This is a genomic window from Vibrio sp. TMPB1044 (assembly GCF_030442075.1).
GTDB classification, from domain to species: domain Bacteria; phylum Pseudomonadota; class Gammaproteobacteria; order Enterobacterales; family Vibrionaceae; genus Vibrio; species Vibrio satsumensis.
Genome location: NZ_JAUJED010000009.1, coordinates 178,846 through 192,927, shown reverse-complemented (window position 1 = coordinate 192,927; position 14,082 = coordinate 178,846). Strand labels below are relative to the sequence as shown.

At 44.2% G+C, this 14,082-nt stretch carries 11 protein-coding genes; 4 read left to right on the top strand and 7 right to left on the bottom strand.

The genetic code is table 11. The features are described from left to right. Positions 1 to 9: 9 nt before the first annotated feature. Positions 10 to 180: a 50S ribosomal protein L32 gene (gene rpmF / locus QQ041_RS04645; protein WP_004737376.1), complete on the bottom strand. Its 171-nt coding sequence runs from the start codon at positions 178 to 180 to the stop codon at positions 10 to 12. A gap of 35 nt (positions 181 to 215) precedes the next feature. Continuing rightward, complete coding sequence (gene yceD / locus QQ041_RS04640; protein ID WP_046222705.1) at positions 216 to 743, bottom strand: 23S rRNA accumulation protein YceD; 528 nt, start codon at positions 741 to 743, stop codon at positions 216 to 218. A gap of 149 nt (positions 744 to 892) precedes the next feature. Between yceD and QQ041_RS04635 the strand changes: the two genes are divergently transcribed. After that, on the top strand, positions 893 to 1,474 hold the full coding sequence (locus QQ041_RS04635; RefSeq protein WP_285953210.1) for a nucleoside triphosphate pyrophosphatase: 582 nt from the start codon (positions 893 to 895) through the stop codon (positions 1,472 to 1,474). 296 nt (positions 1,475 to 1,770) lie between these two features. Here QQ041_RS04635 and rluC read toward each other — a convergent pair whose 3' ends face one another. Next, the gene (gene rluC / locus QQ041_RS04630; protein ID WP_105057404.1) at positions 1,771 to 2,715 is read right to left on the bottom strand and encodes a 23S rRNA pseudouridine(955/2504/2580) synthase RluC; all 945 of its coding nucleotides are present in this window, start codon (positions 2,713 to 2,715) and stop codon (positions 1,771 to 1,773) included. Positions 2,716 to 3,333: 618 nt separating this feature from the next. On the opposite strand from rluC, the gene rne reads away from it, so the two are divergent. Beyond that, entirely contained in the window at positions 3,334 to 6,432 is a 3,099-nt protein-coding gene (gene rne, locus QQ041_RS04625; RefSeq protein WP_285953209.1) for a ribonuclease E, read from the top strand. A 258-nt stretch (positions 6,433 to 6,690) separates the two neighbouring features. Beyond that, positions 6,691 to 8,238, top strand: coding sequence for a SulP family inorganic anion transporter (locus QQ041_RS04620; RefSeq protein ID WP_060982310.1), 1,548 nt, complete (start codon positions 6,691 to 6,693; stop codon positions 8,236 to 8,238). A 158-nt stretch (positions 8,239 to 8,396) separates the two neighbouring features. Here QQ041_RS04620 and QQ041_RS04615 read toward each other — a convergent pair whose 3' ends face one another. Continuing rightward, positions 8,397 to 8,846, bottom strand: coding sequence for a low molecular weight protein-tyrosine-phosphatase (locus QQ041_RS04615; RefSeq protein ID WP_146492225.1), 450 nt, complete (start codon positions 8,844 to 8,846; stop codon positions 8,397 to 8,399). Between the two features lie 84 nt (positions 8,847 to 8,930). On the opposite strand from QQ041_RS04615, the gene cobO reads away from it, so the two are divergent. Further along, positions 8,931 to 9,536 (top strand): cob(I)yrinic acid a,c-diamide adenosyltransferase, encoded by a 606-nt coding sequence (cobO, locus tag QQ041_RS04610; RefSeq protein WP_048610567.1) that lies wholly within the window; start codon positions 8,931 to 8,933, stop codon positions 9,534 to 9,536. A gap of 210 nt (positions 9,537 to 9,746) precedes the next feature. Here the strand turns inward: cobO and QQ041_RS04605 are convergent, their stop codons facing one another. The 3 genes from QQ041_RS04605 to apbC all read right to left on the bottom strand — a co-directional run bounded on the left by QQ041_RS04605 (position 9,747) and on the right by apbC (position 13,955). Next, entirely contained in the window at positions 9,747 to 11,873 is a 2,127-nt protein-coding gene (locus tag QQ041_RS04605; RefSeq protein WP_285953208.1) for an AsmA family protein, read from the bottom strand. Between the two features lie 106 nt (positions 11,874 to 11,979). Then, a complete protein-coding gene (gene udk / locus QQ041_RS04600; protein ID WP_086712923.1) occupies positions 11,980 to 12,621 on the bottom strand; it encodes a uridine kinase in 642 nt (213 codons plus the stop codon). A 257-nt stretch (positions 12,622 to 12,878) separates the two neighbouring features. Further along, complete coding sequence (gene apbC, locus QQ041_RS04595; protein ID WP_009848619.1) at positions 12,879 to 13,955, bottom strand: iron-sulfur cluster carrier protein ApbC; 1,077 nt, start codon at positions 13,953 to 13,955, stop codon at positions 12,879 to 12,881. Between the last annotated feature and the right edge of the window lie 127 nt (positions 13,956 to 14,082).

The following is a 14,082-nucleotide window of genomic DNA, read 5'->3' as shown; positions in this document are numbered from 1 at the left end:
AGGTCAACCTTACTTGTTGATAACCTTTTTGCCGCGGTAGAAACCTTCGGCAGTCACGTTGTGACGTAGGTGAGTTTCACCTGAAGTTGCGTCTACAGAAAGTGCAGCTGTAGTTAGTGCATCGTGTGAACGACGCATGCCACGCATTGAACGTGATTTCTTGCTCTTTTGTACGGCCATTGACCCTACTCCTATGTAAATTCTTAAAGAAGCAGTTACTTCTTTAAGCTTTTTAAAACATCAAATGGATTCGGCTTTTTATCTTCCTCAATTTCTTCAGGAAGTTCACCAAATACCAAATTATTTGAGTTAACGCTACAGTCCGCATCGTCGTGCATTGCTATTTGTGGCAATCCAAGGATGAACTCGTCTTCAACTAATTGAATCAGGTCTAACTCACCGTACTCGTTCAGATCTACCAAATCGTACTCTTCCGGTGCTTCCTCTTCACTTTTCTCACTGTAAACAGGAGTATAAGTAAATTGGACATCGCACTCATGTGCGAAAACCTCATTACAACGTTGACACTCTAAATCGACTTCGACGTTAGCTTTACCAGAGATAACGACTAATCGTTGTTCATCAAGCCCAAATGACATTGAGACTTGCGCGTCACGTTTTACGCCTTCAGTTGCTTCGGTTAAACGCTTTAAAAGACTGACCTGAATGATACCATTCACATCAAGTCGTTTTTGAGCCGTTCTTGCCGGATCAACTGTACGCGGTATTTTTTCCTTTTGCATAGGGCGCGAATCTTATCTTCCAAATCATGTTTAGTCAAAGGAAATGGCAAAAAAAATGTACTTTCCTACCTTTCCTGTTCAGAGCATTATGAATAGCAGGATAAGTTACGTTATCCTGAACTAAATGCTTACTCGAATTGTAAATTAAAATGAGAAATTACCAACTAGTTTTAGCTTCTACGTCTCCATTTAGGCAAGAGATCCTCAAAAAACTACAGTTAAACTTTGTCACAGCTAAGCCTGACTGCGATGAAACGCCGCTTCCCGAAGAGACACCTCAACAGTTGGTGATGCGCCTTGCTGAGATCAAAGCTAAGTCTTGTGCTGTTGATCTGCCTAGCTTAGTCATTGGCTCTGATCAGGTTTGTGTCATTGACGGAGAGATCATAGGTAAGCCTCATACTCGAGAAAAAGCGATCGAGCAGTTATCTCGCCAAAGCGGCAAGAGTATTACTTTTTATACCGGGCTTTCGGTTTGGAACAGTGAGGCTAACAAAGCTGACACGCGTCTCGACACCTTTGTAGTGCATTTCCGCGATTTAACAGAGCAACAGATCATTAGTTATGTTGAGAAAGAACAGCCTTATTACTGCGCCGGTAGTTTTATGTGTGAAGGGTTAGGCATCGCGTTGTTTAAACAGATGGAAGGCAAAGACCCAAATACTTTGATCGGTTTACCGCTGATCGATCTAGTCGATATGTTAGAAGCGCAAGGAATGAATGTGCTATAACGGATACTCTCTCTTTTGTTAGAGATTCCCTACTCTCTCCTTCGTCAGTCTAGGGAATCACTAAAATCGCTACATTATCCAATCAGCTAATTGATTAACTCGATAGCAACACGGACTGACTTTACTCAGGAAAAATCGTCATCCTCAAGAGCGAGGAGCGAGCGAGTTGGAGGAACTTCTCCAACAGAAAACAAAAAAGGTTGACGATATTCGCCAACCTTTATGATTCTATGTACACACTCGATTTAAAAAGAATATCTTCTTTTCGTATCTCGTATCTCGTATCTCGTATCTTTTTAAAGCTTACGTAATCCAGTGAGGGCTTTCTCTAACCTTCTTTCCATTGGCGCCGAGATATCCATCTTCTCTTCACTACCTGGGTGCGTAAACTTGATGTTCGCGGCATGTAAGAACAGACGATCAAGACCAACCTTGCCCGTGTAAGCGTCAAAACGACGATCACCGTAGCGATCATCCCAAGCAATTGGATGACCAGTATACTGAGCGTGCACACGGATTTGGTGTGTACGACCTGTAATTGGACTAGCTTGAATCAACGTCGCCTCTTGGAATTTCTCTAAAACCTTAAAGCGGGTTTCAGAAGCTTTGCCGTTTGGGTTCACGCGAACAATGCTGTTTACTTCATTCTTCAACAAAGGCGCGTTTACGACTTTACAGCTATTCTTCCATTCGCCCATCACTAAAGCAAAGTAGTATTTTTGAACCGTTTTTTCACGGAACTGTGCTTGAAGGTGTCTTAGCGCCGAGCGCTTCTTAGCAACAAGCAAAATGCCAGACGTATCTCTATCGATACGGTGCACTAATTCAAGAAAGCGAGCATCGGGACGAAGTGCTCTTAACGCTTCAATTGCGCCGAACTTAAGTCCACTACCACCATGAACCGCAGTACCTGATGGTTTATTCAAAATCAGCATGTGATCATCTTCATAAATGATGCACTGTTCCAATTCTGAAACCTTGTTGAGTTTCGTGCTTGGCACGTTCTCTTCAACTTTCTCTTCAATGGTAACTGGCGGAATACGAACTAAATCACCAGCTTTTAGTTTGTACTCAGCCTTGATGCGTTTTTTGTTTACGCGGACTTCGCCTTTACGCACGATTCGGTAAATCATGCTTTTCGGGATGTTTTTTAATTGGTTGCGTAAGAAGTTATCAATACGCTGACCAGCCATATCTTCGTCAATGTCGACGAATTGGACTTGGGTTCTAATTTCGCTCATTGGGCTATTGTATCACTGTCACTTTTGATAATTGAGATTTTCTTAGCTCTATTCCGAACTTATTTATCCTTAATCCCTGCCGATCTATCCTCAAATGCTCGTTGAAGTTCTATATTTCTTTGATTCTTCGAACAAAAAAGCACCAAGATTCCTGCAAATTAAAATATCAATTGATAAATTATTTATAGACAGTGAGTTAGAGCTATCAAAACCCAAACAAAAACTGTTTTTTTTACAGCATTCCGACAAAGCAGATTGCTGTGTTTACCGACCGCTGCTATAGTTCACAGCTGCTATCAGTGGTTTGACTATTATTTAAACAGCTAACCATTCATAAGCAAGTAAATGAGTAGATAACTCAGATTAGACAGTGCTGCAATCGGCGTAAGACACGGTCAACTGGGTTCCTTATCGCTCTACTCACGTACGCTCATGTTGAGTATTCACCGCCACATCGCGGATCATAGGCTAACTCCCTATGATGACTGACGTGCCCCAGAGCATCCCTCTCCAGCCGGGAGGCTGCACCGATAAAGCCATGGGATCTGGCACCATGAGAAACGAAATAAAGCGATAAGAACAATGATGAAAATAAGAAAAGACAATGAGAATTTCTAAATGAAAAGAATGTTAATTAACGCAACTCAAAAAGAAGAGTTGCGTGTCGCTTTGGTTGATGGCCAGCGACTGTTCGATCTAGATATCGAAAGTCCAGGTCACGAGTCAAAGAAAGCGAATATCTACAAAGGACGTATTACCCGTATTGAACCAAGCCTAGAAGCGGCATTCGTTGATTACGGCGCAGAACGTCACGGTTTCCTCCCTCTTAAAGAAATTGCCCGCGAATACTTCCCTGAAGGTTATACATACCAAGGCCGTCCTAGCATTAAAGAAGTGCTAAAAGAAGGCCAAGAAGTAATCGTACAAGTAGAGAAAGAAGAACGTGGTAGCAAAGGTGCTGCACTGACAACTTTCATCTCTTTGGCTGGTAGTTACTTAGTTCTTATGCCTAATAACCCTCGTGCAGGCGGTATTTCTCGTCGTATCGAAGGTGATGAACGCACTCAACTGAAAGCAGCATTAAGCACTCTTGAGCTTCCTCAAGGTATGGGCCTAATCGTGCGTACAGCGGGTGTTGGTAAAAGTGCAGAAGAGCTAGAGTGGGACCTAAACGTACTACTGAATCACTGGGGCGCTATCAAGCAAGCTTCTGATTCAAATGCAGCTCCTTTCTTAATTCACCAAGAGAGTAACGTTATCGTTCGTGCGATTCGTGACTACCTACGTCGTGATATTGGCGAGATTCTAATCGACAGCAATACTATTTTTGAACGTGCACAAGCGCACATTCAATTAATACGCCCAGATTTCATGAATCGCGTTAAGAAATACGATGGTGAAGTGCCACTATTCAGCCATTACCAGATTGAAAGCCAGATTGAATCTGCTTTCCAACGTGAAGTTCGTCTTCCATCTGGTGGTTCTATCGTAATCGACCCAACAGAAGCACTGACTTCTATCGATATCAACTCTGCTCGTGCAACAAAGGGCGGCGATATTGAAGAAACAGCACTTAACACTAACCTAGAAGCAGCTGATGAAATTGCCCGTCAATTACGTCTGCGTGACCTAGGTGGCCTTGTTGTAATCGACTTTATCGATATGACTCCGGTTCGTCACCAACGCGAAGTAGAAAGCCGTCTACGTGATGCCGTTCGTTTAGATCGCGCACGTGTTCAGATTGGTCGTATTTCTCGCTTTGGTCTTCTAGAGATGTCTCGTCAACGTTTGAGCCCATCACTAGCAGAAGCAAGCCACCACATTTGTCCTCGTTGTACAGGTACTGGTGTTGTTCGTGATAACGAATCTCTAGCACTTTCTGTTCTACGTTTGATTGAAGAAGAAGCTCTAAAAGACAACACAGCACAAGTACTTGCTGTTGTACCTGTTCCAATCGCTTCTTACCTTCTGAACGAAAAACGTCGCTCAGTAAACCACATCGAGAAGAACCAAGAAGTTAAGATCACTGTTGTTCCTAACTCAGACATGGAAACGCCGCACTTTGAGGTTATCCGTGTTCGTGAAGGTGAAGAGTTCGATCTACTCTCTTACTTGCTGCCTAACAAGCTAGAAGCTCTAAAAGAAGCGGAAAGCAAAGAGCCAGCTGAACAGACTATTCGTCCTAAGAAGATCGAAGAACCTGCTCTGAAAGGCTTTGCAGCTCCGGCTCAATCGGCACCAACTCCCGCTCCAGCACCTAAAGCTGTAGAAGAGAAAAAAGCTGAGCCATCAGCAACTCAAGAATCAGGTCTAATTGGTCGTTTCTTCAAAGCTATCGGTAGCTTCTTATTTGGCTCTTCAACTCAAGAAGAGAAGAAAGAAGAAGAGAAGCAAGAAGAAAAACCTAAAAACAATCGCAACAACGGCAACCGTCAACGCCGTGATCGTAACGATAACCGTCGTCGTAACCAACGTGGTGAGCGTGGTGACAATCGTAACGAAAACCGTGACAACAAACGTCGTCGTAAGCCTGCACGTGATGAGAAACCTGAAGAGCAGAAAGAGGCAGCTCCACAGCAAAATCGTCAGCCTCGTAAGCCTAAGCAAGACCGTCGCAATAAGCCACGTGATGAGCAGAAGCAACGCGAAGAGCAAGCACCATCTAAATTAGCAGAAGAAGGTCTACAGCTAGCGGCAGAAGCACAAGCTGGAAAACCGGAAGCGCCTAAGGCTAAGCCTGAAGCGAAAGCAGCTAAGATTAAAGAGCGTCGTCAGCGTCGTAAACTGAACAAGCAAGTTCGTGTTAAAGACCAGCAAGCTCAAGCTGAAGATAATGCTTCAAAAGAGCAAGTTGCTGCTAAAGAACTATCTGTTTCAAAAGAACAATCAGTAGCTCAAGAGCAAAAAGTTGCGGAACAAGTAGAAGCAACTCAAGCGAATGCAGAGCAAACTGAACAGGAAGAGCCGAAACAACGTCGTAACCGTCGTTCTCCACGTCACCTACGTGCAAGTGGTCAACGTCGTCGTCGCGGTCGTGATCGTCGCCCTAACCCATTCCGCCTACGTAAAGGTGGTGTAGCTTCTCCAGAGATGGCTATGGGTAAAGTGATGCCTCGCTTCATTCCAAAACCTCACCACAAGCAGACAAAACCTGAAGTGGCTGAAGTTCAAGTAGTAGCTGAAGCTCAAACATCTGTTCAAGAGCAGAGTGTTGCTCTAGAGACGGCACCACAAAGCAACGTAGCAATGGCTGGCGGCTTCGCATGTCCTGAACTAGCTATGGGCAAAGTGATTATCCGTCGCGAAGAAGCTGCTGTTGAAGCTCAAGTAGCTGAGACTCCTGCTGTAGTTGAAGCTCCTGCAGTCGTTGAAACTGCGAAAGTTGAAGCTCCAGTGATTGCAGAAGCGACGAAAGTTGAAGCGCCTGTTGTAGCAGAAGCAGCACCAGTTGTTGAAGCTGAAGCGCCTAAAGCTGAAAGTGCAAAAGTTGAAGAAGCACCTGTTGTAAAAACAGAAGCTCCTAAAGCGGCACCAAAGGCAGCAGTTGCTAAGAAACAAGCCGGTTCACCAATGACTAAAGCTCCTGGTCCTCAAGAGATCAAAGAGATTGAAGTGATTGCAGCTCCGTTCCGCACTGAACGTTTTGTATCGAAAGGTGCAGGCAGTCAGGCAGCGTCGAACAAAGCTGGCGCGGCGATGACAAAGCCAAACTACTAGTGATTACTGATAGATAATCGCAAGTAAATAGAATCAAAGGCTGCTTATTAAAGCAGCCTTTTTCATATCTACTAATCGAATAAAAATTAACAGATATATTACTCAAAGTTAGGTTCAACCTTGAACTTAATCACATTTTTGGGTAGCATTCGCGCACTTATCTTTTCGACACTTCGCTATTGCCGCTCTTTTCCATCACTGTTTGGCTACGCAATACACCCGTGTCGGTAAATCCATCTTAAGCATAGCTGAGCAAACATGTTCGAATTCCCACAATTTTCAAAGCACTCTGTAAAGAATGATGTGCTTTCAGGTCTTACAGTAGCCCTAGCTCTGGTACCTGAAGCCGTAGCATTCGCCTTTGTTGCAGGCGTTGACCCAATGGTTGGTCTATACGCAGCATTCATCGTAGGTTTAATTACTTCTGTCTTCGGCGGTCGTCCAGGTATGATTTCTGGTGCAACTGGCGCAATGGCTGTTGTAATGGTGAGCCTAGTGGCAACCCATGGCGTTCAATACCTATTTGCGGCAGTTATGCTAGCCGGCCTTCTGCAAATTGCAGCGGGTGTATTTAAGCTAGGTAAATTTATCCGTATCGTTCCACACCCAGTAATGATTGGTTTCGTGAACGGTTTGGCAATTGTTATCTTCCTAGCTCAGCTTGGTCAATTTAAAGCACCAGACGTAACAGGTGCACTAACTTGGTTACCAAGCGGTCAAATGACACTAATGCTGGGTCTAGTAGCCCTTACAATGGCTATCATCCACTTCCTACCTAAGCTAACAACAGCGGTACCATCTTCATTGGTTGCTATTGTTACAGTAACAGCTTTGGTTGTAGGTCTTGACCTTGAAACTCGAACTGTTGTCGACTTCCTACGTACGATGTCTGGTGACGAAGCTGCAACGCTAGCGGGTTCTCTACCAACGTTCTCTATTCCTGCTGTTCCGTTTTCTTTTGAGACACTACAGATCATCCTGCCTTACGCAATTATTCTTGCGGCTATCGGCCTGATCGAGTCTCTACTGACACTGACAGTACTAGATGAAATGACAAACACTCGTGGTCAATCTAACCGTGAATGTGTTGGTCAAGGTATGGCTAACGTAACGTGTTCAGTATTTGGCGCGATGGGTGGTTGTGCGATGATCGGTCAATCGATGATCAACGTAAACTCAGGCGGTCGTGGTCGCCTTTCAGGTATTGTAGCGGCAGTTGCACTACTCATGTTCATCCTGTTCGGTTCTGCACTGATTGAAATGATTCCTCTAGCAGCACTTGTGGGCGTAATGTTCATGGTTGTTATCGGTACATTTGAGTGGGCAACCTTCAAGCTTGCACGTCGCGTTCCTAAGCAAGACTTCTTCGTTATCGTTCTTGTTACCGTAGTAACAGTACTGACCGACCTTGCTGTCGCAGTAGGTGTGGGTGTTGTAGCTTCAGCGCTGATGTTTGCTTGGCAACATGCTAAACACATCTACGCAGACACGTCTGTAAACGCTGAAGGCTCTAAAGAGTACAAAGTTAACGGTCCAATCTTCTTTGGTTCAACGGCTAACTTCCTAGAGTTGTTTGACGCATATAACGATCCACAAGATGTAGTCGTTGATTTCGCAAACTCACGCGTTACTGACCACTCTGCAATTGAAGCGATCGATACGATTGCTGAACGTTACGCGGCATTAGGTAAAACACTTCACCTTCGCCACCTAAGCCAAGACTGTGTTGCTATGCTGCACAAAGCAGGTAGCTTAGTTGAAGCGAACGTTGCAGAAGACCCAATCTACAAAGTAATGTCTAAGTAATCTTAGCAGTAGCTTTAAGTTAGATTTAGAAAGGCCGGCATTCAATGTCGGCTTTTTTTTATATCTATGTCCCGTCCTAAAATGTGTTTACACATTGAGGACGAATTATGACTACTTCAAATACTACCTACGTTAAGCGTACTCAGCGTGATTACACACTACAATGAACGCAATATCGCTTCGCTAGACTCTTCGATTAAATCCAACACCAATTCAAAGCCATTTCCCTCACCATAATAGGGATCGGGGACCTCTTGATATTGTGACTCTCCAAAGCTTAAAAATAACGCAAGCTTGTATTGGAAGTGAGCTGGACACTGGCTCATTAAGTCGTCTAAATTGGCTCTATCTGCCGCGAGTATCAGGTCAAATTCTTCGAAGTCATTATCAACCACTTTACGGGAAATAATCCCCTTAAAGCTGTAGCCTCGCTTCTCTCCTGCAGATTTCGAACGCGAGTCTGGCGGGTTGCCTTGATGAAAACCAATCGTCCCTGCAGAGTCAACCACAACGTCAATATCCAGTTGTTGCGCTTTCTTCCTTAGTACCGCTTCACCTGTTGGCGAACGGCAAATATTCCCCATACAAACCACAAGTATCTTTTTCATCCCTAATCACCTGTTCTTCCGATGGTTTTTGCTATCGTTAAGTTAGGCTATGATAGGCGCAATCACAACTTAAAAGGATTTGTTATGTCGACTGAAGACAACAAAGAACAACGCCACAAAGCAAGACAACAGAAAGTAAAAGAACAAGTCGATGCTCGTGTCGCTGCAGCACAAGAAGTAAAAGGCCTATTGTTGGTTATTACTGGTAACGGTAAAGGTAAATCAACATCCGGTTTTGGTACGATTACACGTGCAGTCGGCCATGGTAAGAAGTGTGCCGTCGCTCAGTTTGTAAAAGGAACTTGGGATAACGGCGAAAAGAATGTCCTGCAAAAGCTCGATGTAGAGTTTCAAGTGATGGGTACTGGCTTTACTTGGGAAACTCAAAACAAGGCTCAAGATATCGAAGCCGCACAGCGCGTGTGGAAAGAGTGCCAACGCATGCTAGCCGATGAGTCGATTGATGTGATTCTGTTTGATGAACTGACTTACATGGTGAGTTACGGCTACATTGAACTGGATGAAGTGGTAGAAGCACTGAATAACCGTCCGAAAATGCAATCCGTGATCATTACTGGCCGTGGAGCACATCGTACTTTAACGGACATGGCCGATACCGTGTCTGAAGTTCGTAACGTAAAGCACGCTTTCGAGTCTGGAGTTAAAGCTCTGCAAGGCGTTGACTGGTAATCACATTAAACCAGAGATCCCCTTCTCGCTCATTCTTCCCTCTCGAGGATGACGCCCACTAGACTGTCACGCTCTTAACCACCTATCGTCATTCCCTAGAGCGAGTGACGCGTGTCATAGGGAATCTTTCGAAAGTATTATAAGCACCCAAACAAAAGCGCCATTCCTACCGTAGGAATGGCGCTTCTTTTATATACGAGTTAAAAACGTTTAGTTAAAGAAACCTTTCAATAAACCATCAACTGCTTCTTTAGTTTTCTCGTCTTTGATCTTGTCCGTTAGCTTGTTCACACCACGGTCAATTTCTTTCTGTGTTTTCTGCTTCAACACATCATCAAAAACAAGTGCGAATTTCGGGTCAGCCCACTGGCCAGTTACCTTAATTGGGATTGTCACATCTTTCAGATCGTCAATACTCTTACCGCCCTGACCTTCAAGTGAACCCACAATTGATGTACGCACCAGGAAATCGACCGTTTCATTGATGAAGTTTGCTTTACCTTGACCTGTCACGCGTAACAATGGCGACTGTGCTGATAAGTCGTTAGTTGAAACCCAACCTTTATCCACTTTCAGCGTCGCTTTCATTGCACTGAAGTCCGTTTTTTGAGCTTCATTTGTGCTTTCAACTTTCTCGCCCTTGATCTTAGCGTAGTTTTCTCGAATCAGTTGAGCTACGTTGATGCCGTTAACTGCACCATCTTCAAAGTTAATCGCGATAGTACCAACTAGGTTCTTCTTAATACCCGTCGGAGTCAGGCTCTTACCTTTCACATTAACATCGATATTGCCCGTACCTTCCAGCATATCGTTATCCGCAACATCAATCAGTAACGGTTGTACTTTCACGCCTTTGATTTTCTTCTTAGCCGTGTAAGTCGCCGGTGTTTTACGAGCGTCTAGCTTAGCCGTAGCTGAAATAGAACCTTGGTAAAGATTCGATGTGAATGAAGTCAATTCAGCCACACCGCGGTTAACTGAAAATGCCGTTTTAACATTCTGCATTTTCGCGTTGTTCGCCTTGAACTTATCAATCGTGATGTCACCTTTCACGTCTAACGTTTTCAGAGCCGACAGATCAGGTTCCACTTCTTTAGCTGGAGCTGAACTACCAGAGTTTGACGTTGAGCCACCAGCAGAACCAGAAGGAGCTGTGCTCGCTGTTTCTGTTGTATTGCCTAAGCCTAGGAACTCGTCCAAATCAATATTCGGGCTATGAAGAGAGAAACGAACCTTTGGTATTTCAGATAGGGTTACGTCTGCTTTACCGTCTAATGCAATAGCGTTAGCTTGTAGCTTCTCTAACACAAAGCTCAGGTGGCTCTTGTTAAGATCGAAGCTTAAGTCAGACAGCATGTCGACTTTCATTGGAGACTGAGGAAGCGTGTCGCCTTTGAATGTTGAGTCTAACGTTAATTTGTTCAGCGTTACTTTTGAAATCGCGCTATCAACAGTAAGTTCACCGCCACCTTTAAGATCAAGGTCAAGGCCAGCCGCGTTACCGATTACAGCGTAAGTCAGTTGGTTTACCTTATCGAACTCAAACGTATTCAAGCCAATTTTTGCTGACTCAATCGACGTCGATGGATCATTGAACTTAGCGTTTAAGTCAATATTACGAAGTGCGTAACTTGCGAAGCCTTCAGCTAACTTGAATTCTGCACTGCCTTGTGCAGAGAATTTCTGTTGATTGTTTTCACCAGAAGCGGCGAAGGTTGCCGTTGTCCATGTATCCACAGCGAACTCAGATAAGTTCAAAGACACATCGTATAACTTAGTGAATGAACCCGCTTGCTTGTCGTCCATTTCAAACAGTGCGTTTGATACAGTGACACCTGCTAGGTTAATCGTCCAACCAGATGCTTCCGTTGCGCTTTGTTCTTGAGGTGCTGGAGCTGATTCAGTATTGGTATCTGCAGCTGGTTCAGACTCTTGAGGCGCTGACGCTTGTGTTAACGCATCAATGTTCTTGCGACCATCTTTAAGCGTTTCTAAATAAAATTCTGCACCGTCTAGAGTGATGTTGCCGATCTCTAGTTGGTTGCTAAATAGCGGAGTAACCGAAACATCAACGCCAACGGTATCAACCTTGAATAGATTTGGTTGAGTGAACCCTTCTGGGTTACGTAATTCAGTTTGACCAAGTTCAAAGCCAATAGATGGGAAGAATTGCCAGCTGATATCGCCCTCGATCACGAGCTCTAGGCCAGTGTGTTTTTGGGCTTGTTCGACAATTAATGGCTTAAATTGGTTGGGATTCACTAACAGCACTAGTGCCAGAATTGCTGCAATGACAACAGACACTGGTACAGCTATGAAAATGAGTAGTTTCTTCATCCGCATATTCCTTGCTTAGATTCCAAAAGAAAGTGGCACTATAAAAGTGCCACTGATTCGGTAAAAAATAAAGCTAAGTGAGTCACTTAGGCAAAATTTTATTCGATTAAGACTTCAACAACTTCGCAATGTGCGCTTTTAGCACATCAATCGCAATACGGTTTTTACCACCACGAGGAACGATGATGTCTGCATGTTGTTTTGAAGGCTCGATAAACTGCATGAACATTGGACGTACTGTTTGTTGGTATTGCTTAAGTACAGTGTCCATTGTACGACCACGCTCTTCTACATCACGCTTAACACGGCGTAGTAGACAGATGTCTAATGGTGTATCCATAAACACACTTGCGTGCATTAGTTTACGAAGACGCGGGTCTGTTAGAAGCAGAATACCCTCTAAAATGATCACTTTCTTAGGAGTAAGTGTAGTCGTTTCAGAAGTACGTGTGTGCTCTGTGTAGCTGTATTCAGGAACTTCTACGGAGTTGCCACTCATTAGCTGCTGTAGATGTTCACATAAAAGATCATGATCTAGTGCATTTGGGTGATCGTAGTTAGTTTTAACACGCTCTTCCATACTCAAGTGGCTTTGGTCGCTGTAATAGCAATCTTCCGTGATAACACCAATTTGATGGTCGCCTACTTTTTCGCGCAATTCATTATAAATTGTACTAGCAATCAGACTTTTTCCTGAAGCTGAAGCGCCAGCGATACCTACGATGACACATTGATTATTATCAGACATTAATTTTGCACCCGATATGGTTTGGTGGTGGGAAGAGATAAACCGCCTGATTATAGGGGCTAAAGCACATAGATTCTAGTCGCGATTTTAGCTAATTGCAGTCAAATTGATGATCTTAATACATTTACTTAAGACAATCGTTTGCTTTCAAATAACTTGCCTACAACTATTTGCACAACCCCAATGGCTATCAGCCTAAATCCAACCGCTGTTTATCTAATCCAACACGATTTACACGACATTAAGAGTGGCCAACTTTATTCAACCATCGAGAAGTTAATCGCTTCTGGTCTCGCCTTGCCGGTCCAGAACATCTTCGCAGCCACATTCTCAGCAAGCTCTAAGTAATGACGTGTATGTTCACTATCTGGACGACGAATCACCGTCGGGCAACCTGCATCGATGTCTTCTCGCACATCAATATGAAGAGGGATCTGTGCCAAAATATCGAGGTAAAACTCTTCTGACATGGCTTCAGCACCACCAGCACCAAAGATATGCTCTTTCTCACCACAGTGACTACAAATATGATAGCTCATGTTTTCAACTAAGCCTGCGACTGGCACACTCACCTTATCAAACATCGCTACGCCTTTACGCGCATCCGCTAATGCCAAATCTTGAGGTGTAGTCACCACTACCGCGCCTGTCACCGGGATCTGTTGTGACAATGTCAGTTGAATATCACCCGTACCAGGTGGCATGTCGATAACAAGGTAATCCAACTCTGGCCATACGGTTTCATTAACAAGCTGCCCCAAAGCCTTAGCTGCCATTGGGCCTCGCCAGATTGCCGCATCGTCTTTCGACACAAGATAGCCAATAGAGTGAGTGAAAATGCCATGTGCTTCGATTGGCATCATCCATTTGTTGTTCTGTACTTCTGGTTTTGCGTCTAGCTGGCCGAGCATCATAGGCACTGATGGGCCGTAGATATCCGCATCCAACAAACCCACTTTTGAACCAGACTTAGATAACGCAAGCGCAAGGTTAACTGACGTCGTCGATTTACCCACCCCACCCTTTGCCGACGTCACGGCGATTATATTCTTAACCCCCTTCAATGGCGTCGCGACAGTGGTTTCCAGAGCAGACGGCTTCACTTTTACTTCAAACTGAAAAGCGCTAACAAGTTGTTGTTCAATCTGAGAGTGGATCCACTGTTCCAATTCAACCGCGAGCTGATTAGCAGCAAAAGGTAAGGTGATAACAAATGATCCACGCGGATCAACCGAGACAATATTTTGGTGTAGCGCCCACTCTGGGATGAGGATTGGTGACTCGAACTCATTCAACCATGAACAGAAATCTTGCTTAGAAGTAAAGTTACGCATTGGGGCTCCTTTTTTTATTTATGCTATCACCCACGAGATGAAGACTGAACCCCTAAAAAACTAAGGGAATCCTTTGTCTGATACCTTGGCGTATCACACGTTATAAAGTAGTATTACCTCTCAAATT

Coding starts and splice junctions, on each gene's coding strand:
- rpmF (WP_004737376.1), bottom strand. CDS start 180: ATGGCCGTACAAAAGAGCAAGAAATCACGTTCAATGCGTGGCATGCGT.
- yceD (WP_046222705.1), bottom strand. CDS start 743: ATGCAAAAGGAAAAAATACCGCGTACAGTTGATCCGGCAAGAACGGCT.
- QQ041_RS04635 (WP_285953210.1), top strand. CDS start 893: ATGAGAAATTACCAACTAGTTTTAGCTTCTACGTCTCCATTTAGGCAA.
- rluC (WP_105057404.1), bottom strand. CDS start 2,715: ATGAGCGAAATTAGAACCCAAGTCCAATTCGTCGACATTGACGAAGAT.
- rne (WP_285953209.1), top strand. CDS start 3,334: ATGAAAAGAATGTTAATTAACGCAACTCAAAAAGAAGAGTTGCGTGTC.
- QQ041_RS04620 (WP_060982310.1), top strand. CDS start 6,691: ATGTTCGAATTCCCACAATTTTCAAAGCACTCTGTAAAGAATGATGTG.
- QQ041_RS04615 (WP_146492225.1), bottom strand. CDS start 8,846: ATGAAAAAGATACTTGTGGTTTGTATGGGGAATATTTGCCGTTCGCCA.
- cobO (WP_048610567.1), top strand. CDS start 8,931: ATGTCGACTGAAGACAACAAAGAACAACGCCACAAAGCAAGACAACAG.
- QQ041_RS04605 (WP_285953208.1), bottom strand. CDS start 11,873: ATGAAGAAACTACTCATTTTCATAGCTGTACCAGTGTCTGTTGTCATT.
- udk (WP_086712923.1), bottom strand. CDS start 12,621: ATGTCTGATAATAATCAATGTGTCATCGTAGGTATCGCTGGCGCTTCA.
- apbC (WP_009848619.1), bottom strand. CDS start 13,955: ATGCGTAACTTTACTTCTAAGCAAGATTTCTGTTCATGGTTGAATGAG.